General features: G+C 53.8%; 16 protein-coding genes. 10 read left to right on the plus strand and 6 right to left on the minus strand.

Annotation, left to right across the window (positions count from 1 at the left end; genetic code table 11):
- Positions 1 to 231: 231 nt before the first annotated feature.
- The 8 genes from L6R44_RS08015 (at position 232) to L6R44_RS08050 (ending at position 7977) form a co-directional block, all read left to right on the plus strand.
- Positions 232 to 807 (plus strand): TetR/AcrR family transcriptional regulator, encoded by a 576-nt coding sequence (locus L6R44_RS08015; protein WP_237423806.1) that lies wholly within the window; start codon positions 232 to 234, stop codon positions 805 to 807.
- Positions 808 to 1022: 215 nt separating this feature from the next.
- On the plus strand, positions 1023 to 2045 hold the full coding sequence (locus L6R44_RS08020; protein WP_237423807.1) for an iron-containing redox enzyme family protein: 1023 nt from the start codon (positions 1023 to 1025) through the stop codon (positions 2043 to 2045).
- Between the two features lie 114 nt (positions 2046 to 2159).
- Positions 2160 to 2939: an arylamine N-acetyltransferase family protein gene (locus L6R44_RS08025; RefSeq protein WP_237423808.1), complete on the plus strand. Its 780-nt coding sequence runs from the start codon at positions 2160 to 2162 to the stop codon at positions 2937 to 2939.
- 12 nt (positions 2940 to 2951) lie between these two features.
- Positions 2952 to 3518 (plus strand): RBBP9/YdeN family alpha/beta hydrolase, encoded by a 567-nt coding sequence (locus L6R44_RS08030; protein WP_237423809.1) that lies wholly within the window; start codon positions 2952 to 2954, stop codon positions 3516 to 3518.
- The gene (locus L6R44_RS08035) at positions 3515 to 4702 is read left to right on the plus strand and encodes an MFS transporter (protein ID WP_237423810.1); all 1188 of its coding nucleotides are present in this window, start codon (positions 3515 to 3517) and stop codon (positions 4700 to 4702) included. The genes L6R44_RS08030 and L6R44_RS08035 overlap by 4 nt, the downstream gene beginning before the upstream one ends.
- Positions 4703 to 4733: 31 nt before the next feature.
- A complete protein-coding gene (locus L6R44_RS08040) occupies positions 4734 to 5639 on the plus strand; it encodes a diiron oxygenase (protein WP_032639554.1) in 906 nt (301 codons plus the stop codon).
- A 17-nt stretch (positions 5640 to 5656) separates the two neighbouring features.
- The gene (locus tag L6R44_RS08045; protein ID WP_237423811.1) at positions 5657 to 6685 is read left to right on the plus strand and encodes an iron-sulfur cluster-binding domain-containing protein; all 1029 of its coding nucleotides are present in this window, start codon (positions 5657 to 5659) and stop codon (positions 6683 to 6685) included.
- 23 nt (positions 6686 to 6708) lie between these two features.
- Positions 6709 to 7977: an ATP-grasp domain-containing protein gene (locus L6R44_RS08050; protein WP_237423812.1), complete on the plus strand. Its 1269-nt coding sequence runs from the start codon at positions 6709 to 6711 to the stop codon at positions 7975 to 7977.
- Between the two features lie 53 nt (positions 7978 to 8030).
- Here L6R44_RS08050 and phoH read toward each other — a convergent pair whose 3' ends face one another.
- From phoH to efeU, 4 genes are all read right to left on the minus strand, one after another.
- Positions 8031 to 8819 (minus strand): phosphate starvation-inducible protein PhoH, encoded by a 789-nt coding sequence (gene phoH, locus L6R44_RS08055; RefSeq protein WP_024908976.1) that lies wholly within the window; start codon positions 8817 to 8819, stop codon positions 8031 to 8033.
- A gap of 499 nt (positions 8820 to 9318) precedes the next feature.
- Positions 9319 to 10602 carry an iron uptake transporter deferrochelatase/peroxidase subunit gene (gene efeB, locus L6R44_RS08060; RefSeq protein ID WP_237423813.1) on the minus strand — a complete coding sequence of 428 codons (1284 nt, stop codon included), beginning with the start codon at positions 10600 to 10602 and terminating at the stop codon, positions 9319 to 9321.
- Positions 10603 to 10607: 5 nt separating this feature from the next.
- On the minus strand, positions 10608 to 11735 hold the full coding sequence (gene efeO / locus L6R44_RS08065) for an iron uptake system protein EfeO (protein ID WP_032639546.1): 1128 nt from the start codon (positions 11733 to 11735) through the stop codon (positions 10608 to 10610).
- A 40-nt stretch (positions 11736 to 11775) separates the two neighbouring features.
- Positions 11776 to 12609, minus strand: coding sequence for an iron uptake transporter permease EfeU (gene efeU / locus L6R44_RS08070; RefSeq protein WP_237423814.1), 834 nt, complete (start codon positions 12607 to 12609; stop codon positions 11776 to 11778).
- 251 nt (positions 12610 to 12860) lie between these two features.
- Here efeU and L6R44_RS08075 point away from each other — a divergent pair, with 251 nt between their 5' ends.
- Positions 12861 to 14045 (plus strand): NupC/NupG family nucleoside CNT transporter, encoded by a 1185-nt coding sequence (locus tag L6R44_RS08075; RefSeq protein ID WP_237423815.1) that lies wholly within the window; start codon positions 12861 to 12863, stop codon positions 14043 to 14045.
- Between the two features lie 70 nt (positions 14046 to 14115).
- Here L6R44_RS08075 and L6R44_RS08080 read toward each other — a convergent pair whose 3' ends face one another.
- Positions 14116 to 14535 carry a DUF3574 domain-containing protein gene (locus L6R44_RS08080; RefSeq protein WP_237423816.1) on the minus strand — a complete coding sequence of 140 codons (420 nt, stop codon included), beginning with the start codon at positions 14533 to 14535 and terminating at the stop codon, positions 14116 to 14118.
- 114 nt (positions 14536 to 14649) lie between these two features.
- Positions 14650 to 16158 (minus strand): sodium/proline symporter PutP, encoded by a 1509-nt coding sequence (gene putP, locus L6R44_RS08085; RefSeq protein WP_032639538.1) that lies wholly within the window; start codon positions 16156 to 16158, stop codon positions 14650 to 14652.
- Between the two features lie 423 nt (positions 16159 to 16581).
- On the opposite strand from putP, the gene putA reads away from it, so the two are divergent.
- Positions 16582 to 20544, plus strand: a complete 3963-nt coding sequence (putA, locus tag L6R44_RS08090; protein WP_237423817.1) for a trifunctional transcriptional regulator/proline dehydrogenase/L-glutamate gamma-semialdehyde dehydrogenase — start codon at positions 16582 to 16584, stop codon at positions 20542 to 20544.
- Positions 20545 to 20553: the final 9 nt, after the last annotated feature.

Consider the following 20553-nt stretch of genomic DNA (forward strand, 5'->3'; position numbering starts at 1 on the left):
AGGGCGAGCGAAGCGAGTCAATCCCCCCCTCACCGCCATATTTGAAGAAGAGCTCGCATGAAAATGCGGGCTTTTTTCTTTTATATTCTTATAACCACGAAGGGGAACCCAGCGTTAACGGTTAGAGGCATAAAATGTAAAGAAATTGTTCGACATTTGATATAGCGTGTATAATTCACCTTAAATAACCCTATAATAAGTCGGATTTTTACTGGATTCAGAGAAAAATTTATGCGTAATACAAAAATGAAAATAATCAGTGCAGCGAATAACATTTTCAACGAATCCGGTTATGTCAGCCCGAGCATAGAAAAAATTGCTCAGGCGGGCGATGTTTCAAAAATGACTTTTTATAAATACTTCCCGGACAAAGAATCATTAATAACGGAAGTTCTCAGCATTCGAAAAACGGTTTTCTTAAGCGAAATTGCGCAGATAATCTCTACTGCCGCCACACCTCGCCTGAAGCTGAAAGGCATCTTTGATTATTATGCCTCCTGGATAGCCGGTCCCGATTTTAACGGATGTATGTTTTCACGTGCTGTAACAGAACTGGGGGCCACCTCCCCGCTTATTTTGCAGATTAACGATGAACTGAAAACCGATTTGGTCCAAACCATAACGGATGTGCTTAAAGAAGCGATAGAGCCAGAGCCAGCGGAGCGTCTCGCGCTAACGATCATGATTCTGATTGATGGCGCAATTATTGCCTCCCTCAGCCCCTCAATGACCCGCGAGTATCAGGCTATCGATCTGGCATGGATTGCTGCAAAATCGCTAATCCTTGCAGAGAACAAGGTCTTTTAAGAGACTTCCCGCAAGTAGACCGATGAGTATAGTTATTGCGTCACTTTATTAATGTTAAAAAATAACAACACACCACACCATATAAAAATTCAACAAAATCAATAGCATATAACTATATTCTTTAATTTTTTAACATTATAACAACTTTACTGTTGCGTATAGTTTTAGATGTGATAGCTTTTGCCTGTATCTCACATAGCAGGTTTAAACACACCATGAGCAATAGCAGGCGTTTCGACGCGCCCTTAAACGAAGTCGTTCTTCAGTTGGCGAATACCCCTAATCCCGCCGATCTTTTACAGCAGCAAGGCATTACAGAAGAGCAAACCCTGGATACCTGCCGTGCGCTCTCAGGCCAGGCATATTCCGAAGGTAATCTGCTCGCGCGCAAAGAACTTCAACATGCGCTTTTTATACTTAATAATCTCTCTCTTGCAGAACCGCAGTCCGCTGCGGCTGGAAACCAATATCATCCACTGCTGCTGGCATTAAAACAAGAAATTCAAACGCACTGGCTGTCTTATGAAATGAGCCGGGTGCCCAAAATAACGATCGGCAAAGGTGAAAACCTCTCACACCAGCTTATTGAACTCTGCCAGTCTCATCGCGCTTCCTGCCATCCGATTTTTGATTTTCTTGAATCTACGGCTTCCGTAGAACAGATGGATTATTTTTTCAAAAGTGACAGTGCGTTAAATATTCTGTTTTTTGATCTTGTTGCGCTAATGCTCCCGGGTTCTTTACCGCAAACAAGAGCAGAAATTTGTAAAAACCTCTGGGATGAGTCTGGCAATGGCGATCCAAATCGGACACATGTCGGTTTATATGAACATCTGTTAACACAACGTAATATATCTCTTCCAGACGATCGATTTACCAATCTTTATACCTGGCAAGGATATACAGGTTATAATGTGTTTATGTTGGGAGCGACCAATCGTCAGCATTATTATAAATCAATCGGCGCGATGGCCGTAACAGAGCTACTCGATCCTCCACAATATACAAAGCTTGTCAGAGGTATTAAGCGTCTGGGTATCAATGAAAAACATGCACTCTACTATACTGAACATATTGAAATTGACGTTGACCATGCCGACGGGTGGCTAAACAACGTTATTAAGCCATTGTTAATGAAAAAACCTGAAGCGGCGAATGATATTATGCTTGGCGCGATACTTCGCCTGCAGTCTTGCGCAGATTATTACGATGGGCTGCTGGATACAATAACTCAGTAACCGCAACACAGAATTACCTTATTTACAATTAATACCGAAGATAGTTCCTCTCGTGGGAACTATCTCTCCTTGTCATAAATAAAATTGTGCTATTGATTATTTGATGGTGGATTTATGAAGTATCTTGATGTTTATCTTAAGAAACTAAAACTCACTATAGCGCCGACCGCAGATATTGATTTTCTCACCCAACTGCATAATGCGCATTTTTATTCTATTCCCTTTGAAAATTTTGGAATGAAAGAAAATGCTGTGAAAAAACTCTCTTATGATGAGATTGCCAGCAACATAATGGTCAATCACAGGGGTGGAATCTGTTTTGAATTTGCATTATTGCTGGAAGCGCTGTTTAAACATGCGGGTATTGTTTTTCGTAAACGTTTAGCCAGAGTACTCATCCCCCATACCACGCCTGCCACACACCAGTTTTTTATTGTAACCCTTAATAACCAACAGTGGATTTTCGATATCGGTTTTGGCGCTAAAGGGCCACGGGCACCGATTTTGCTTTCTGAAGATTACACCCATCACCACGCCTTCCTCTCAACCAGAGTAAACCGCCATCCGGTCTTTGGCTGGGTGGTTTCAGTAAAAGAGATGAGTAAACCCGATGCCGTCTGGGAGGCAATCTACGCTTTCCACGATACGGACGCGCTGGAACCTGATATCCAAATGGCCCACTTTTATACCCTAAATCATCCCGAAAGCCTTCTTAACACAAATAAGGTGGCAAGCTTGCCTACACCGCAGGGCAGAATAAGCCTGCGCAATAATGTGTTCACCGAAGTAAAGGGGGTGACGTCCATCTCTGAGGAGATAACAAATAAAGAAAAACTGGCGGAGCTTCTCTTCTCACGATTCGGACTCAGTATTCCATCAGAACAACTCTCTTAAGGCGAAACACCCATGAAAACCACCTACCTCTTCGTTCCGGGCTACACAAACTCAGGGCCCGAGCACTGGCAGAGCTGGATAGAGCGTAAATACAGCAACGCTGTTCGCGTCCAGCAGGACGACTGGAATAATCCTTCACGATCCGAATGGATTGCCAGGCTTGACCGCACCATCGCCGAAACCGAAGGCGATATCGTATTGCTCGGACATAGCTGCGGTGCGGTTACCGTTGCCCAGTGGGCTACCTCTTGTGCCAGTAATAAAGTACGGGCGCTAATCCTCGTGGCACCGGCAGACGTAGACGCAGAAACCGCGTTAGAACCTTTAAAACAGCAGCGTCCTCTGCCTTCAACATCGCTGGGAATTCGCTCCCTGCTAATACACAGCGATAACGATGAACACCTCAGTGAAGATCGCGCGCGCGTTCTCGCACGGCAGTGGGGATGCGAAACCCGCATGATTCCGGGAGCAGGTCATCTGCATACCGCCGCGGGATACGGGCAATGGTCAGAGGGGGAACGTTTATTTGAGACATTCACCGGCGCTTTATTCATTGACGTTGCAAAAAGGGAAGTATGATGTTCGCTGATATAAAAAAATTCAGTTCCGCGGCGCGCAATTTTTTGATTGCTACCTTTCTGATGGGACTCAGTAATGGTATGTTCGACGCCGTTTATAACTTTTATCTCGAAGCGCGAGGCGTAGATAAAGCGGCGACAGGTCATATCTATGCCATCGCCATGGCAATGATGGCCGCCGCGGTGATTCCGCTGATTTACATCAGCAGGCGTGTTTCTCAAAAGCGTTTACTGCTGATTTCCGCTTTTATTTACAGCCTACCTTTTATTCTGCTACCCGTTCTCACCTCGGTATGGGGAAGTGCCATTACGTTAGGGCTTATTCTTTCCGGAATGATTGCCCTTCTGTCACTCGGGAATTCTCTGATGGGGTCGAATATTAACCCTGAAAGCAGAACTACGCTTTTCAGCTGCTTTTTTGTTGCCTATCTGGGTGCGGCGATGACAGGTTCAGTTATAGTCAGCGCGGTTACTCACTATTTGAATGGCGAAGCATTAGGTCACTATCAGGGAATTCTTGTTGCATCATTTGTGGCTTCCTTACTAATGATCTATTTTCGCATCAAATCGATTCAGGGTATCTCTGAACCTGAAAGTGACACCCGACGTATGGTGGAAAAAAAGGAGCTGGAGTGGTATAACTTTGCCGTGCTCTTTATCGCTGCAGCACTGCTTGGCGCATCCATTACGCTCATCTTTCGGTTCGTGAATATCGTATTTAATCTTGCGTACAGCATGAATATCAGCGAAATTTCATTAATAATGGGTGGAGACAAAATTGTCAGTATCATCGGTGCTCTGTTTGCCCCTTTACTGGTCAAGCGATTTTCACTAAAGCCCACTATTATTATTGCAGGAATATTAACGGCTGGCTGTCTGTACTCTCAGTCTTTGCATGTTCCCGTTTTAATTTTTATTGTACTCTATTTCCTGCGACTTCTTCTTAATTACTGTCTGATGCCCCTCCTGGATACGCTTGCGATAACCGGCTTCGCGAAAGAAAGAACGCTGTTATCAACAAGTATTCGTCAGCTCTCTTTTTATTTAGGCAGTGCGTTGTCAGCCATTCTATACGGCGATCTGCTGGATAAAGGTCACTGGGAGCAGACGCTGATGATTTCAGCGATGCTGGCCCTCACCGGCGCCCTCTTCATGAGCCTGATACGTGTAAAACACGAAAGCTAATATTATCACTTGTCATTAATCGGAGTATTTTATGACCGCTGATTTTGCCGTGCCCGATAGTCAGAATGTTGCGCTAATGCTCAATAAACTGTCGGCTCTCTGGAAAAACCGGGCAGCAGTTAATAAAGGCCCTTACGAATATACTGAACTCGAATTTGATCCAGATAAAAAAGATTTCAGCATGTCTTTGCTGCCCTTCAAAGAGCATGATGCCTGGCGAGAAGCACCTGACGATATCAAGGATCGTTGTCTGTCCTACGCATGGGGGATTTATAATCTCAAAACGATCTATATCGAATGCGATATTGTCACTCCCGCCTGTGAAGACATTATTAAGTGCCCGCCGGTTAATTCTCCGAATCGGGCATTATTGCAGGACGTTATGTCTGAAGCGCTGTTGGACGAAGCTCTGCACACGCGAATGTCATTGCTGGCGAGTAACTACATCTACGATCGGCGCAAGATTGAACCGCTGAATTACAGAGATTTTAACCTCATTGACTGGCGGCAAAAAACGCTGGCCGCGTGCAATGCAGACTGGCAAAGACGCCTTACCCGCTTCGCTATCGCCTGCGCCAGTGAGACGCTGATAACCGATTATCTTAAAGTGATGGCCACCGATAACAGTATCCAAAAAATCTGCCATGAGGTTACCCGGATTCACGCTGAAGACGAATGGAGCCACTCAAGCGTCTTTAGCTATGTTGCCTATGATATTGTCAGAGAGCTCGGCCAGAGCGAACGGAAATATCTCAGAGATACCATGCTCAGCACTGCCGAACTCTTTGCGAATAATGAACTCGGCGCGTGGGAGACGGCATTCCGTCTTGCAGGGATGCCTCACGCCCGAGACATTATTGCGGATACAGAAAGCTGTAATGAGATAAATATCTATCTCGACTCAGCGGAAACCGTCATTTCACGAATCGGTCTGTAATGACACGGTGAGAAAAAATGAAACTGATTTGTGCTGAATCAACATTTTTAACGCAACGTATCAGAATGTTCAGGCTGATCCCCGTTGATAAAGACGTGTCCCGGGAAAAAGATATTTATCCCGGACAATACTTAAACTTCCTTTTCAGGGATACATCTGGTGCTTCTTTGCATCGCTGTTATACGGTAGTGAACAGCGAAAAAGGAGAATACTATGACGTTATTATTGAAGATAAAGGTGAGGGTCATGCATCTGCAACGCTTTCCCGACTGTTGCTGAATAAAAAAGAAGTAGAGGTTACAGAACATGGCGGGGAGATAACGTTTAATACCCTACGTGATAAAACAAACGTGTTACTGATGGCAAATGGTATAGGCATCACGCTTCCTCTCGCATTACTACGTGAAAGCTTCAGACATTATGGATACACCGTAGCCCAAAAAAATGTTGTATTACAATTAAGCTGTACAGATCTGAAGTCCATGCCCTGCCTTAATGAGTTGCTTGATCTTCATCTGCGCAGCAACTGGTTCACGCTACGGATAAACGTCACCCGCGCCTCGCCGATCAGGCACAGCGAATTTGTTAATTCAGGCCGCATTGAGGTGGGTCGGGACGTGAAAGGCGTTATTCCTGATATCGCCATAATCTGTGGTAGCGTCGGTTTTGCACAAACGATGATGACCGCGCTCCAGCAACACTTTCCGAAGACAACCATCGCCGTTGAAGCATTTAGCAGCGCACCAGCGTTGAAGCTAAGTGACAGCGAACCGGTGATTTCCCCCGCTCGCCTCACTGTGCAAAACATGGACCGGGAAATCAACGTAACGGCGGGCGCAACGGTTCTTGAGAACCTTATGCAGCACGGCATTCCCATCAGGAATATGTGTCGTTCAGGAATATGCGGCAGCTGTAAATTCCGTCTGATCGGCGGCGAAGTACAAACTGTTCCCGATTTCTGTTTGTCGACAAAAGACCACCAGGAAAATATTCATCTCGCCTGCTGCTCTTACTCCGAGAAAGATATTGTTATTGAGACTCTCTGAATTCATTAAGCCAAGGATATAAAATGCAGAATAAAACAGTTCTGGTTGTTGACCCTTTTTCCAGTGGCGCAGCCTATGCCAACCGCATAAAAACACTCTACGGATACAATGTCATTGCGCTGATTACCAATAATCAACTTCCCTCTGCGGTGATGGCAACATTTCGTCAGGAAGATTATAGCAAGGTCTTTTACAGTCGTGATTTCGATGAAACCGTTCAGCTCATTGAGCGGGCTCTCGGTCATGCGCCAGACTTTATCGTCTGTGGCTCAGAGCCGGGTGTCGCGGTTTTCGACAAACTGTGCAGCCACTGGAATCTTTTACCTAACGTACCGGAAAAGAGTCTTGCACGACGCGATAAATATCTGATGCAGCGACAACTCATGCAGGACGGCATCCGCTATATTCCGCACCATAAATCCGGTAGCCTCGATGAGATCCTGCAATGGTGTGCAACTCACCCATTTGATGAATATGTGGTTAAACCCGTCTGTTCTTTTGGTACGGAAGGCGTTTTCTTCTGCAAAACTATCTCAGACGTTAAAAAAGCATTCCATGCGCTGATCGATACGCGCGATTATTCAGGAAATAAAAATGCGGAACTGCTGATCGAGCAGAGAATTGACGGTACTGAATATGTTGTGGATGCGGTGAGCAGCCAGGGCGAACATTTTATTGTTAACCTGTTTAAATATATTAAACACGAAATCAACGGGGTTCCTATCTATCAACAAATGATCGCTGAACCGGTTGATGCTCACCCAGAGCTTGTTAGCTATGTCAAAACGGTATTGACTTCACTCGGCATTCGTCATGGTACGTCCCACAACGAGGTAATCCTCTCTGACGAGGGGCCGGTTTTGGTTGAGTCAGGAGCACGAATGCATGGCGGGCTGGGTCCACGTCTCGTTGAAGCCTGTAATTCTCACTCTCTGATCGATTTAAGTCTGCTCGTGCGGATCTCGCCGCGCGAATTCGCCGATAAAACAGCGCTTCAACCGGTGCTAAAGCAGTACGCTGCAGAGTATTTTCTTACCTCTAAGCATGCCGGGACCGTTAAGTCAGTGGAGATCGAATCTCGTTGTAATTCGCTAGAAAGTTATGGCTTTACGGTATGCAAATACAACGCGGGCGATTATCTGGAAAAGACGGTCGACTTAGTCACCTCCTACGGTAGGGTTGTCTTGTTTCATTCCGATCTGGCTCAGCTGGAACGTGATGCTAAGGCAATCACGGGGATGGAAGAAACAGGCATGTTCATGGTGCTTGAAGGCGATTATCTTCCAGCGTAACTGCCTGAAAAGCGTAAGGCCCGGTCTCCCGGGCCTTACGCACGTCTGCACACTTAATAATAGGCTTGCAGCGTCCGCTGACACAGCGCCGAGCGCACGCAGTCCTCTTTCGTGAAGCGTACCACCCCAATCATCTCATCTTCCTCAAAACGTGACATGGCGTCGCTCAGCCCGGACTTCACGCCGGACGGCAGGTCGCACTGGGTGATGTCGCCGTTAACGATAACCGTCACGTTTTCCCCGAGGCGCGTTAAAAACATCTTCATTTGCGCAGCGGTCACGTTCTGAGCCTCGTCAAGAATGACGACCGCATTTTCAAATGTACGTCCGCGCATGTAGGCGAACGGCGCGATTTCCACCTTGCCAATCTCTGGTCGCAGGCAGTACTGCATGAAGGATGCGCCCAGCCGCTTCACCAGCACGTCATAGACGGGCCTGAAGTACGGGGCAAACTTCTCCGAAATATCGCCGGGCAGGAAGCCGAGATCTTCATCCGCCTGCAGTACCGGACGGGTAACAATAATGCGCTCCACGTCCTTATGAATCAGCGCTTCCGCCGCTTTGGCCGCACTGATCCAGGTTTTCCCGCATCCGGCTTCACCGGTTGCAAAGATGAGCTGTTTACTCTCGATAGCATTCAGGTAGTGCGCCTGAGCCTCATTGCGCGCCACAATTGGAGAATTATCACGGCTGTCTCGGGCCATGCCAATTGCTTCTACGCCACTCATCTGCACAAGCGAGGTGACCGATTCTTCTTCACGCTGTTTATGGCTACGTGAATCCCGTCTCAGCACACGTTTTGCTTCGCGACGAGCTTTGATCACTGCTTTTTGTCTTCCCATGGATAGCACCTTGAGTTGTTGGTATTCATCACACGCGCCAGCGTTGGCGCGATTATGCGCACGAACATCAGAGGGTTGGCTTCCTTGTAAGCCATTGCTTGCACTATCGGATGACGATACGGAACAGCTACGCGCACCGTTCAGCACGTCGGTCGAATCAGATTCTTGAGGGAGGGGGGAAAATTGAGTGGTGAGGAAATCGCTGCCGGAGTCTGAGCCTCCGCGCCGGGTGCTGCGGTTGTTATGTTTACCTTGTCCAGTACAGGACGCAACCATACGCGATCTCCATAGTGATTCAGCATCACTGCCGGGAACTACCGCTGTCTTATCTTAAGTACATCAGGAGTTATCATAAATGCAACATTTATTTTACCTTGATGCAACTTTTAAGACTACTCCTGCAGCGAATTCAGTCTCATATAGGAATATTACAGAAATATAACAACAAGATAGTCATAGGAAAAAATAATGTCCCCGCGAACGATTGCGGGGACGATTATCAGGCTTCAATAAGACCCTGAGCCAGATACGCGTTGCTGTCGCGCACGCCCGGCAGGGCAAAGAAATAGCCGCCGCCGATAGGCTTAATGTACTCTTCCAGCGTTTCGCCGTTGAGCCGCTTCTGCACGGTCAGGAAGCCTTTTTCCAGATCGTGCTGATAGCAGACGAACAGCAGCCCCATATCGAGCTGGCCGGAGTTGGTCACGCCGAGCGAGTAGCTGTATCCCCGACGCATCATCAGGCTCGACTGCGTCTCTTTGGTGCGCGGATTGGCCAGACGAATATGGCTGTCCAGCGCAATTACATCGCCATTGGGATCGCGGGCGTAGTCAGGCACATCATGCTCGTTCTTCATGCCGAGCGGAGCCCCGCTTTGCTTATCCCGACCAAAGATTGTCTGCTGCTCCTTGAGCGGCGTGCGGTCCCAGAACTCCACGTGGAACTGAATAATCCGCACCGCCTGATAGCTTCCACCGACCGCCCATGCCGGTTCGCCCTGGTCGGCCGTGACCCACACCACCTCCTTCATGAGCGCGCCATCGTGGCTGTCCGGGTTGGCCGTACCGTCCTTAAAGCCCAACAGGTTCACCGGGGTCTCTTTCCCTTTGCTGCGGGCGGCGTGGTCCGAGATAAACCCTTCCCGCTTCCAGCGCACGCTGAGCAAATCCGGCGTGTGCTTGATGATGTCGCGCAGGGCGTGGATCACCGTGTCCTGGGTATTGGCGCAAATCTGCAGGAGCAGGTCGCCGTGGCACAGCGCCGCGTCGAGGGAATCATTCGGGAAGCGCGTCATTTTTTGCAGCGCTTCCGGCTTCTGCTTAGCCAGCCCGTAGCGCGCATCAAACAGCGATTCACCCAGCGAAACGGTAATGGTCAGGTTATCCGGGGCGATAAATGGCCCCAGAATGCCGGAGTCCATCGGCGGCAGGCGCGGGTTCGGCGTATCCGGTGCCGGTCCCCCGGCGGTAAGAAACGCGATGCGCGTCGTCAGCAGGCGGAACAGGCGTTCCAGATCGGCCTTATCGCTGGCCAGCGAATCAAAGGCCACCAGCATCATCGACGCCTGCTGCGGCGTCAGAATACCCGCCTGGTGCTCGCCGTAAAACGGCTGCGTCTCCATGCGGGCATTGGGTGACAGCGTGCCGGGCGCGCTTTGCGGTTTCGCCGCGTGCGCCACCGGACAGCCACCGGCCAGAGCAAGCGCGCCGCCCAGCGCCCCTACCCCTTTTAACAACCGACGACGAGAAGGTTCTACCTCGTCGAACTTGCCATTCTTGTTCATCGTGCTTAGTCCAGACCCAGTACGCCGCGCAGCAGGGAGAGATCTTCCGCCAGGGCGGTAATCGGGCCTTTCAGCGCGTTACGGTCCGCGTCGGTCAGCTTATCGTAAGTTTCAAACCCGTCTTTGGTACGGTACTTCGCCAGAATGGTATCGACTTTTTTGAAGTTAGCGTCCACCTTGGCCAGCAGTTCGCCGTTCTCTTTCTGCAGCTGAGGGCGCAGCAGTTCGACAATTTTCTGCGCGCCGTCGACGTTGGCCTGGAAGTCCCACAGATCGGTGTGGCTGTAGCGATCCTCTTCACCGCTGATTTTGCTCGCGGCCACTTCTTCAATCAGACCGGCCGCGCCGCCCACCACTTTTGACGGCGGGAAGGCCAGCTCGCTGATGCGCTTTTGCAGCTCCAGCACGTCGCCGTTCAGCTGCTCGGCGTATTTCTCCATCCCTTTGGTGGAGCCGTCGCCAAACAGGGCTTTTTCCAGACGGTGGAAGCCGGTGAATTTCGGATCGGCGGCCTTCTGCTCGTAGTCGTCTTCGCGGGCGTCAATGCTGCCGTCAAGGTCAGAGAACAGCTCGGCAATCGGCTCGATGCGCTCGTAGTGCTGACGGGTTGGCGCGTAGAGGGATTTCGCCTTTTCGATATCCCCGGCCTTCACCGCATCGGTAAAGGCTTTGGTGCCCGCCACCAGATCCGCCGTCTCTTGGGTAACGTATGCCTTATAAGCGGTAATCGCGTCGCCCAGGCTGAGCACCGCAGCGCCTTTCGCCGCATCGGCCGTCGCTTCACCTTTGACGATCAGCTTACCCTTAGGGTTAGTCAGCAGGCCGCAGGTCATCTCGTACTCGCCCGGCTGCAGGTTGGCGGTCATCTTCTGGCTGAAGCCAGGGGCGATATTTTCACGCTCTTCCACCACCAGAACGCCTTTCAGGATCTCCCACTCCAGCGCCTTCTGGCTGTGGTTCTGAATAATAAACTGGGTTTTTCCGCTGTTCACCGTGAGGGTCATCGGCTCACACTGCTTGTCGTTGACGGTGACCTTAACCTGTGGAACATCCGCGCCCCAGGCGGAGAATGCAGAAGCGAACAGCGCGGCAATGCCTGCGCATAACGCACTACGACGGAACTGAATTGCCATGACTCTTCCCTTTAAAAGTATGTTGTTACTCAATCAAAGATTACGGCGCAACGCGCGACGCCTGCGTGCCGGTACGCGGCGGCATTGCGAACAGCACCAGCGCCGGAACCAGATAAATAAAGTACATCGCCACTTCGCTGACGCTCGGCGTTTCCTGATAGCCGAAGATGCCTTCGAGCAGGGTGCCGGTCAGGGAGTGCGTGGAGAGCACGTTGCTGAGGTCGAACGCCACGTCCTGGAAATGATTCCACAGGCCCGCTTCGTGGAAGGCGCGGATCGCCCCTGCCGCCAGCCCGGCCGCCACCAGCAGAATAAACAGGCTGGTCCACTTGAAGAACGCGCCCAGGTTCAGGCGAATACCGCCCCAGTACAGCAGGAAACCGAGCACCACCGCCGTGGCAAGACCCAGCACGGCGCCCAGCGGGGGCCAGATCCCCACATCCTGCTGAAACGCCGCCAGCAGGAAGAAAACGGACTCCAGCCCTTCGCGCGCCACGGCGAAAAAGACCATCATAATGAGCGCCCAGCCGTGGTTATTGCCCTTCTGCAGCGCGTTATCCACCGCCTGCTCCAGCTGCACCTTCACGTTACGCGAGACCTTACGCATCCAGAACACCATCCAGGTGAGGATGACGACCGCAATCACGGCGACAATCCCCTCAAACAGCTCCTGCTCCTTCTGCGGGAACTCGCCGGTGGTTTCGTTGATGAGGACACCTAAGCCCAGGCAGAGCGCCGCGGCAAGGAATACGCCAATCCACATGACGCCAATCCAGCGTCCGCGCTGGGTTCGCTTCAGATAACTGGCGATGAGGCTCACGATGAGGGCAGCTTCAAGCCCTTCACGTAACATAATGAGAAATGGAACAAACATGCCGACACCTTAAATGTTTATCGCGGTCAACTGATGCAAAGAAAGGTAAATTCTTGTGATAGTGATTATCATTACGCCAGAAAGAAACACAAGCGAAATGTGTGGTGTTTTGATGACGAGTTGTAAACGCCAAGCGTGATAATAGTTACCTGCGTAACGTTCAGGTTTATAAGTTATAGCGAAAATGCCCATTTACGGTTAATCAGCGCTGTGGCTAAATATCCGCCTCGAAAACCAAGTGAAAATAAACCATGTTTAAGATTGTCCATTTCCTGCTGGCGCTGGTCATTATTCTTGCGCTGGCCTGGCTGGTGAGTTTCGACCGCCGAAAAATTCGCATTCGTTATGTTTTACAGCTGATTGTCATTGAAATTGCCCTGGCGTTCTTTTTCCTGCACGCCGAAAGCGGCTTATTCCTGATTAAATACGTCTCGGGATTTTTTGAGTCACTGCTCAAATTTGCTGGCGAAGGGACTAATTTCGTCTTTGGCGGTATGGGAGAAAAAGGGCTGGCGTTCATTTTCCTCGGCGTACTTTGCCCGATTATTTTTATTTCCGCGCTGATCGGTATTCTTCAGCACTGGCGGATCCTGCCGATTTTTATTCGGGCCATCGGTACGCTGCTGTCGAAAGTGAACGGTATGGGCAAGCTGGAATCGTTTAACGCGATGAGCTCGCTGATCCTCGGCCAGTCGGAAAACTTCATTGCCTACAAGGGCGTGATGGGCGATCTCTCCTCGCGTCGCCTGTTCACCATGGCGGCCACGGCCATGTCGACGGTTTCCCTGTCGATTGTCGGGGCGTATATGACCATGCTCGACGCCAAATTCGTCGTCGCGGCGCTGATTTTAAACATGTTCAGCACCTTTATTATTCTCTCCGTCATCAACCCGGCGCGCCCGGAAGCGGAGCCGGAGGTTAAGCTGGAAAAACTGCACGAATCCCAGAGCTTCTTCGAAATGCTCGGCGAGTATATTCTGGCCGGTTTTAAGGTGGCGATGATTATTCTGGCGATGCTGATCGGCTTTATCGCGCTTATTAGCGCCGTCAACGCCCTCTTCTCCAGCGTATTTGGCATGAGCTTCCAGCAGATCCTGGGCTATGTATTTTATCCCCTGGCGTGGCTGGTGGGTATTCCGCTGAGCGATGCCCTAAACGCGGGCAGTATTATGGCGACCAAGCTGGTGGCGAATGAGTTTGTGGCGATGATCGAGCTGCAAAAAATCGCGCACCAGATGTCCCCGCGCGGGCTGGGCATTTTGTCCGTCTTCCTGGTGTCGTTCGCGAACTTCGCGTCCATCGGCATCGTGGCCGGGGCGATTAAGGGCCTGAACGAGCAGCAGGGTAACGTGGTATCGCGCTTTGGCCTGCGTCTGGTCTACGGCGCGACGCTGGTGAGCCTGCTGTCGGCGAGCTTTGCGGGGCTGGTGCTCTGATGTATTGCCGGGTGGCGCTGCGTTTACCCGGCCTACAAAACAACAACGGCGGGTTATCCCGCCGTTTTTATTAAAACTGCACGCACACCGGCTGATCGACCCGCATCACCGACTCCTGCGCGAAGCGTGACTTATAAATCCCGCGTAACGCCTCGATGTTCTTCTCGCTCTGCGCATCTTTTCCGTGGATCAGCATCAGCGCTTTGCTCGGCTCGCGCGCCACTTTTCCGTCGTTCCCCAGCCACTGCCCCCGGGCATCAAATACCGTTAAGCCATCGCGAAAGCGCGGCGTCACGTCCAGGTCAACAAACTGCTGCCACTCGTTGGGGGTAATCTGCGCCCCGGCAGGACGGTTTAAGCCGAAATAGAGCGTGGTTTGCTGCATCTGGTTATCCGCTTTGCAGGTTTCAACCGTAGCGTGCTGCGACGGTACGGTGCATCCTGCCAGCAGCAATAATGCCCCTGCCATTAACCCTGTTTTGATTGTCATGCTTCGCTATCCTCATTGTTATAAGCACAGCGATATCAACGTAAATTGCAGAATTTAGCAAGAGAGGTTTATCCCCTCTCTCCTTTGGAGAGAGGGTTAGGGTGAGGGGGTGGATTATTCAGGCTGCAGCTTAGACGGCGGCGCGGAGTGGTAGTGCGCGTCTGCTTCAGCAAAGCGCTTCTGCATGGAGGCAGACGGGGCTTTACCCAGCAGGCTGAAGACCACGATGCCGATGCTACCGAAGATGAAGCCCGGAATGATTTCGTACAGGCCCAGCCACGCGAACTGCTTCCAGACGATGACGGTCACCGCGCCGATGATCATCCCCGCCAGCGCGCCGTTGCGGGTCATGCGTGACCACATGACGGAGAACAGCACCACCGGACCAAACGCCGCACCAAAGCCCGCCCACGCGTAGCTCACGAGGCCCAGCACGCGGTTTTCCGGGTTGGCCGCCAGGGCAATCGCCACCAGCGCCACCACCAGCACCATAAAGCGCCCGACCCACACCAGCTCTTTCTGGCTCGCGTTCTTGCGCAGAAAGGCTTTGTAGAGGTCTTCGGTAATCGCGCTGGAGCAAACCAGCAGCTGGCAGCTCAGGGTAGACATCACCGCCGCCAGGATCGCGGAGAGCAGGATGCCGGCAATCCACGGGTTAAACAGAATCTGCGCCAGCTCGATGAACACGCGCTCCGCGTTCTGGTTCACCGCGCCCGCCTGGGCCGGGTTGTTGTTGAAGTAGGCAATACCGAAGAAGCCGACCGCACACGCCCCCGCCAGACACAGGATCATCCACGTCATGCTGATGCGGCGCGCGTGAACGATAGTGTGGTGAGAATCCGCCGCCATAAAGCGCGCCAGAATGTGCGGCTGGCCGAAGTAGCCCAGACCCCAGCCCATCAGCGACACGATGGCCACGAAGTTGAGGCCTTTCAGCATGTCGACGTTTTCGATGCTCTTCTGCTTGATCACTTCCAGCGATTCGCCAAAGCCGCCAACGGTGAAAATCACAATCACCGGGGTCAGGATCAGGGCAAAGATCATCAGGCTCGCCTGCACGGTGTCGGTCCAGCTTACCGCCAGGAATCCGCCCACGAAGGTATACAGGATAGTCGCCGCCGCACCGGCCCACAGGGCGGTTTCATAGCTCATGCCGAAGGTGCTTTCGAACAGACGCGCGCCCGCCACGATGCCGGAGGCGCAGTAGATGGTGAAGAACAGCAGGATAACCACCGCCGAGATGATGCGCAGGATGCGGCTGTTATCTTCAAAGCGTCCGGTGAAGTAGTCCGGCAGCGTCAGGGCGTTATTATTGGCCTCGGTGTGCACGCGCAGGCGGCCTGCCACCAGCTTCCAGTTGATCCACGCGCCCACGGTCAGACCGATGGCGATCCAGCTTTCCGAGATACCGGAGATGAAAATCGCGCCCGGCAGGCCCATCAGCAGCCAGCCGCTCATGTCCGATGCGCCCGCAGACAGCGCGGTCACCATCGGGCCTAAGCTGCGTCCGCCCAGAATGTAGTCGTCAAAGTTTTTCGTTGAACGCCACGCCAAAAACCCTATCAGGATCATGCCAAAAATATAAACGAGAAATGTCACCAGCATCGGTGTGCTAATAGCCATGCAAATTCTCCAAAAGTGTCGAGCGACAGCCGTCCGGGCTGCCTTGTTATATGATCACCGGAACGTGGTGACGGTATCTTGTGTTTCGATGAGGCGCGCTATCCTGCCGTATGCGCCTCCCGCTGACAAACGATTTAACACTGCATTTACATCAAATTCATCCCCGGTTTGATACGAGTTTCCTATAGGTTGCACTTGCTCACGCTTTTACGGGTTGCACCTTTTAAAACTGTTAACTCCCGCATAAAAACTGACTTCCGGCAAAACCGTCAGCGCGTTTTTCCAGCTAACCATTCGTTAACAATCCATTCATTTTCTGGGTTGCAAACCAGGTCACATTTAACACGGTTGCACAAAGTTGCAACATGGTGGATATTTCACGCTAACGACCAAATACGATAAAAGCACAACAGGAGCTTTGGCATGGGTATGACCACCATGGGGGTGAAGCTGGATGACGCCACCCGCGAACGGATTAAGACCGCAGCAACCCGCATTGACCGCACGCCGCACTGGTTAATTAAGCAGGCGATTTTTAACTATCTCGAAAGGCTCGAGAGCGACGAGGGCCTGCCGGAGCTGCCTGCCCTGCTGGCCGGTGCGGCCAATGAAAGCGAGGAAGCGCCCGCCGCTGGCGACGAGAGCCATCAGCCGTTCCTCGAGTTTGCCGAGCAGATCCTGCCGCAGTCCGTCAGCCGCGCCGCCATTACCGGCGCCTACCGCCGTGCCGAAACCGACGCCGTGCCGATGCTGCTGGAGCAGGCCCGCCTGCCGGAAGCCATTGCGGCCCGGGCCCACGGCCTGGCCTATCAGTTAGCCGACAAGCTGCGCAACCAGAAAACCGCCACCGGCCGCGCCGGGATGGTTCAGGGGCTGCTGCAGGAATTTTCCCTCTCCTCACAGGAAGGCGTGGCGCTGATGTGCCTGGCGGAAGCGCTGCTGCGTATTCCGGATAAAGCCACCCGCGACGCGCTGATCCGCGACAAGATCAGCAACGGCAACTGGCATTCGCACATTGGCCGCAGCCCGTCGCTGTTCGTCAACGCGGCGACCTGGGGCCTGCTGTTTACCGGCAAGCTGGTGTCGACCCATAACGAAGCTAACCTCTCCCGCTCCCTGAACCGCATCATCGGCAAGAGCGGCGAACCGCTGATCCGCAAAGGCGTGGACATGGCGATGCGCCTGATGGGCGAGCAGTTCGTCACCGGAGAAACCATTGCCGAAGCGCTGGCGAACGCCCGCAAGCTGGAAGACAAAGGCTTCCGCTACTCGTACGACATGCTCGGTGAAGCAGCCCTGACCGCCGCCGACGCGCAGGCCTACATGGTCTCTTACCAGCAGGCGATCCACGCCATCGGTAAAGCCTCCAACGGCCGCGGCATTTATGAAGGCCCGGGCATCTCCATTAAGCTCTCCGCCCTGCACCCGCGCTACAGCCGCGCGCAGTACGATCGGGTAATGGAGGAGCTTTACCCGCGCCTGAAGTCCCTGACCCTGCTGGCGCGCCAGTATGATATCGGCATTAACATCGACGCCGAAGAGGCCGACCGTCTGGAGATCTCCCTCGATCTGCTGGAAAAGCTGTGCTTCGAGCCAGAGCTGGCGGGCTGGAACGGCATTGGCTTCGTTATCCAGGCCTACCAGAAGCGCTGCCCGTTCGTTATTGACTATCTGATCGACCTGGCCAGCCGCAGCCGCCGTCGCCTGATGATCCGTCTGGTCAAGGGCGCTTACTGGGACAGCGAAATCAAGCGCGCCCAGATGGAAGGGCTGGAAGGCTATCCGGTCTATACCCGCAAGGTTTACACCGACGTCTCTTACCTCGCCTGCGCGAAAAAGCTGCTCGGCGTGCCGAACCTGATCTACCCGCAGTTCGCTACCCACAACGCCCACACCCTGGCGGCGATCTACAGCCTGGCCGGGCAGAACTACTATCCGGGCCAGTACGAGTTCCAGTGCCTGCACGGCATGGGCGAACCGCTGTACGAGCAGGTGACCGGTAAGGTGGCGGACGGCAAGCTGAACCGCCCGTGCCGTATCTATGCCCCGGTAGGCACCCACGAAACCCTGCTGGCGTACCTGGTGCGTCGCCTGCTGGAAAACGGCGCGAACACCTCCTTCGTGAACCGCATCGCCGACACCACCCTGCCGCTCGACGAGCTGGTGGCCGACCCGGTGCAGGCCGTTGAGAAGATGGCGGCGCAGGAAGGCCAGATTGGCCTGCCGCATCCGAAGATTGCCCTGCCGCGCGAGCTGTATGGCGCAGGCCGCGTCAACTCGGCGGGTCTGGACCTCGCCAACGAACACCGTCTGGCGTCCCTCTCCTCTGCCCTGCTCAACAGCGCCTTGCAGAAATGGCAGGCGAAGCCGATCCTCGAGCAGTCCGTTGAGGACGGCGACATGCAGCCGGTCTTTAACCCGGCAGAGCCAAAAGACATCGTCGGCTACGTGCGGGAAGCCACCGACGCGGAAGTGGAACAGGCCCTGGACAGCGCGGTGAATAACGCCCCAATCTGGTTCGCCACCCCGCCGCAGGAGCGCGCCGCCATTCTGGAACGCGCCGCGGTGCTGATGGAAGACCAGATGCAACAGCTTATCGGCATTCTGGTGCGCGAGGCGGGTAAAACCTTCAGCAACGCCATCGCCGAAGTGCGCGAGGCCGTGGACTTCCTGCATTATTACGCGGGCCAGGTTCGCGACGACTTCGATAACGAAACCCACCGTCCGCTGGGACCGGTCGTCTGTATCAGCCCGTGGAACTTCCCGCTGGCGATTTTCACCGGCCAGATTGCCGCCGCCCTGGCCGCAGGCAACAGCGTGCTGGCGAAACCGGCAGAGCAGACCCCGCTGATTGCCGCGCAGGGCATCAACATTCTTCTGGAAGCGGGCGTACCGGCGGGCGTGGTTCATCTGCTGCCGGGCCGCGGTGAAACCGTGGGTGCCAGACTGACCTCCGATAACCGCGTGCGCGGCGTGATGTTTACCGGCTCGACCGAAGTGGCCACTCTGCTGCAGCGCAACATTGCCACCCGCCTGGATGCTCAGGGCCGTCCTACGCCGCTCATCGCGGAAACCGGCGGCATGAACGCCATGATCGTGGACTCCTCTGCCCTGACGGAACAGGTGGTGGTCGACGTGCTGGCCTCCGCCTTCGACAGCGCCGGTCAGCGCTGCTCCGCCCTGCGCGTGCTCTGCCTGCAGGACGACGTGGCGGACCACACGCTGAAGATGCTGCGCGGCGCGATGGCCGAATGCCGCATGGGTAACCCGGGCCGTCTCACCACCGACATCGGGCCGGTTATCGACGCGGAAGCCAAAGCGAATATCGAAAACCACATTCAGGCCATGCGCGCGAAAGGGCGTCCGGTGTTCCAGGCGGTGCGTGAGAGCAGCGAAGATGCCCGCGAATGGCGGAGTGGCACCTTTGTGCCGCCTACGCTTATCGAGCTGGCAAGCTTCGACGAGCTGAAAAAAGAGGTCTTCGGCCCGGTGCTGCACGTGGTGCGCTACAACCGTAACAACCTGAACGAGCTGGTTGAGCAGATCAACGCCTCCGGCTATGGCCTGACGCTCGGCGTGCATACCCGTATCGACGAGACTATCGCCCAGGTGACCGGCAGCGCGAAAGTGGGCAACCTGTACGTCAACCGCAACATGGTTGGCGCGGTCGTGGGCGTGCAGCCGTTCGGCGGTGAAGGCCTTTCCGGCACCGGTCCGAAAGCGGGCGGTCCGCTCTACCTGTACCGTCTGCTGGCGAACCGTCCGGAGAACGCCCTGGGCGTGACGCTGGCGCGTCAGGACGCAGACTATCCGGTCGATGCGCAGCTGAAAACCGTGCTCACCCAGCCGCTGGAGGCGCTGATCGCCTGGGCGGAAAAACGTCCTGAGCTGCGGGCCGTTGCCCAGCAGTATGGCGAGCTGGCGCAGGCGGGCACGCAGCGTCTGCTGCCGGGGCCAACCGGCGAGCGCAACACCTGGACGCTGATGCCGCGCGAGCGCGTACTCTGCGTGGCGGATAACGAGCAGGACGCGCTGGTGCAGCTGGCGGCCGCGATGGCAACCGGGTGTGAGGTACTGTGGCCGGAAGACGCGCTGCATCGCGATCTCGCCAAACAGCTGCCGAAAGCGGTCTCGGCCCGCATTCGCTTCGCGAAGGCCGATGCGCTGCTGACCCAGCCGTTTGATGCCGTCATTTATCACGGTGATTCCGACCAGCTGCGCGAACTGTGCGAGCAGGTCGCGGCCCGCAGCGGGGCGATTGTATCGGTGCAGGGCTTTGCGCGCGGGGAAACCAACCTGCTGCTGGAGCGTCTGTACGTGGAGCGCTCGCTCAGCGTCAACACCGCGGCGGCAGGCGGTAACGCCAGCCTGATGACCATCGGTTAATCGTGTAAA

Source organism: Enterobacter cloacae complex sp. ECC445 (genome assembly GCF_021892025.1).
GTDB classification, from domain to species: Bacteria; Pseudomonadota; Gammaproteobacteria; order Enterobacterales; family Enterobacteriaceae; genus Enterobacter; species Enterobacter chengduensis.

Coding starts and splice junctions, on each gene's coding strand:
- L6R44_RS08020 (WP_237423807.1), top strand. CDS start 1,023: ATGAGCAATAGCAGGCGTTTCGACGCGCCCTTAAACGAAGTCGTTCTT.
- efeO (WP_032639546.1), bottom strand. CDS start 11,735: ATGGCAATTCAGTTCCGTCGTAGTGCGTTATGCGCAGGCATTGCCGCG.
- L6R44_RS08075 (WP_237423815.1), top strand. CDS start 12,861: ATGTTTAAGATTGTCCATTTCCTGCTGGCGCTGGTCATTATTCTTGCG.
- L6R44_RS08035 (WP_237423810.1), top strand. CDS start 3,515: ATGATGTTCGCTGATATAAAAAAATTCAGTTCCGCGGCGCGCAATTTT.
- L6R44_RS08040 (WP_032639554.1), top strand. CDS start 4,734: ATGACCGCTGATTTTGCCGTGCCCGATAGTCAGAATGTTGCGCTAATG.
- putA (WP_237423817.1), top strand. CDS start 16,582: ATGGGTATGACCACCATGGGGGTGAAGCTGGATGACGCCACCCGCGAA.
- L6R44_RS08050 (WP_237423812.1), top strand. CDS start 6,709: ATGCAGAATAAAACAGTTCTGGTTGTTGACCCTTTTTCCAGTGGCGCA.
- efeU (WP_237423814.1), bottom strand. CDS start 12,609: ATGTTTGTTCCATTTCTCATTATGTTACGTGAAGGGCTTGAAGCTGCC.
- phoH (WP_024908976.1), bottom strand. CDS start 8,819: ATGGGAAGACAAAAAGCAGTGATCAAAGCTCGTCGCGAAGCAAAACGT.
- putP (WP_032639538.1), bottom strand. CDS start 16,158: ATGGCTATTAGCACACCGATGCTGGTGACATTTCTCGTTTATATTTTT.
- L6R44_RS08025 (WP_237423808.1), top strand. CDS start 2,160: ATGAAGTATCTTGATGTTTATCTTAAGAAACTAAAACTCACTATAGCG.
- L6R44_RS08080 (WP_237423816.1), bottom strand. CDS start 14,535: ATGACAATCAAAACAGGGTTAATGGCAGGGGCATTATTGCTGCTGGCA.
- efeB (WP_237423813.1), bottom strand. CDS start 10,602: ATGAACAAGAATGGCAAGTTCGACGAGGTAGAACCTTCTCGTCGTCGG.
- L6R44_RS08030 (WP_237423809.1), top strand. CDS start 2,952: ATGAAAACCACCTACCTCTTCGTTCCGGGCTACACAAACTCAGGGCCC.
- L6R44_RS08045 (WP_237423811.1), top strand. CDS start 5,657: ATGAAACTGATTTGTGCTGAATCAACATTTTTAACGCAACGTATCAGA.
- L6R44_RS08015 (WP_237423806.1), top strand. CDS start 232: ATGCGTAATACAAAAATGAAAATAATCAGTGCAGCGAATAACATTTTC.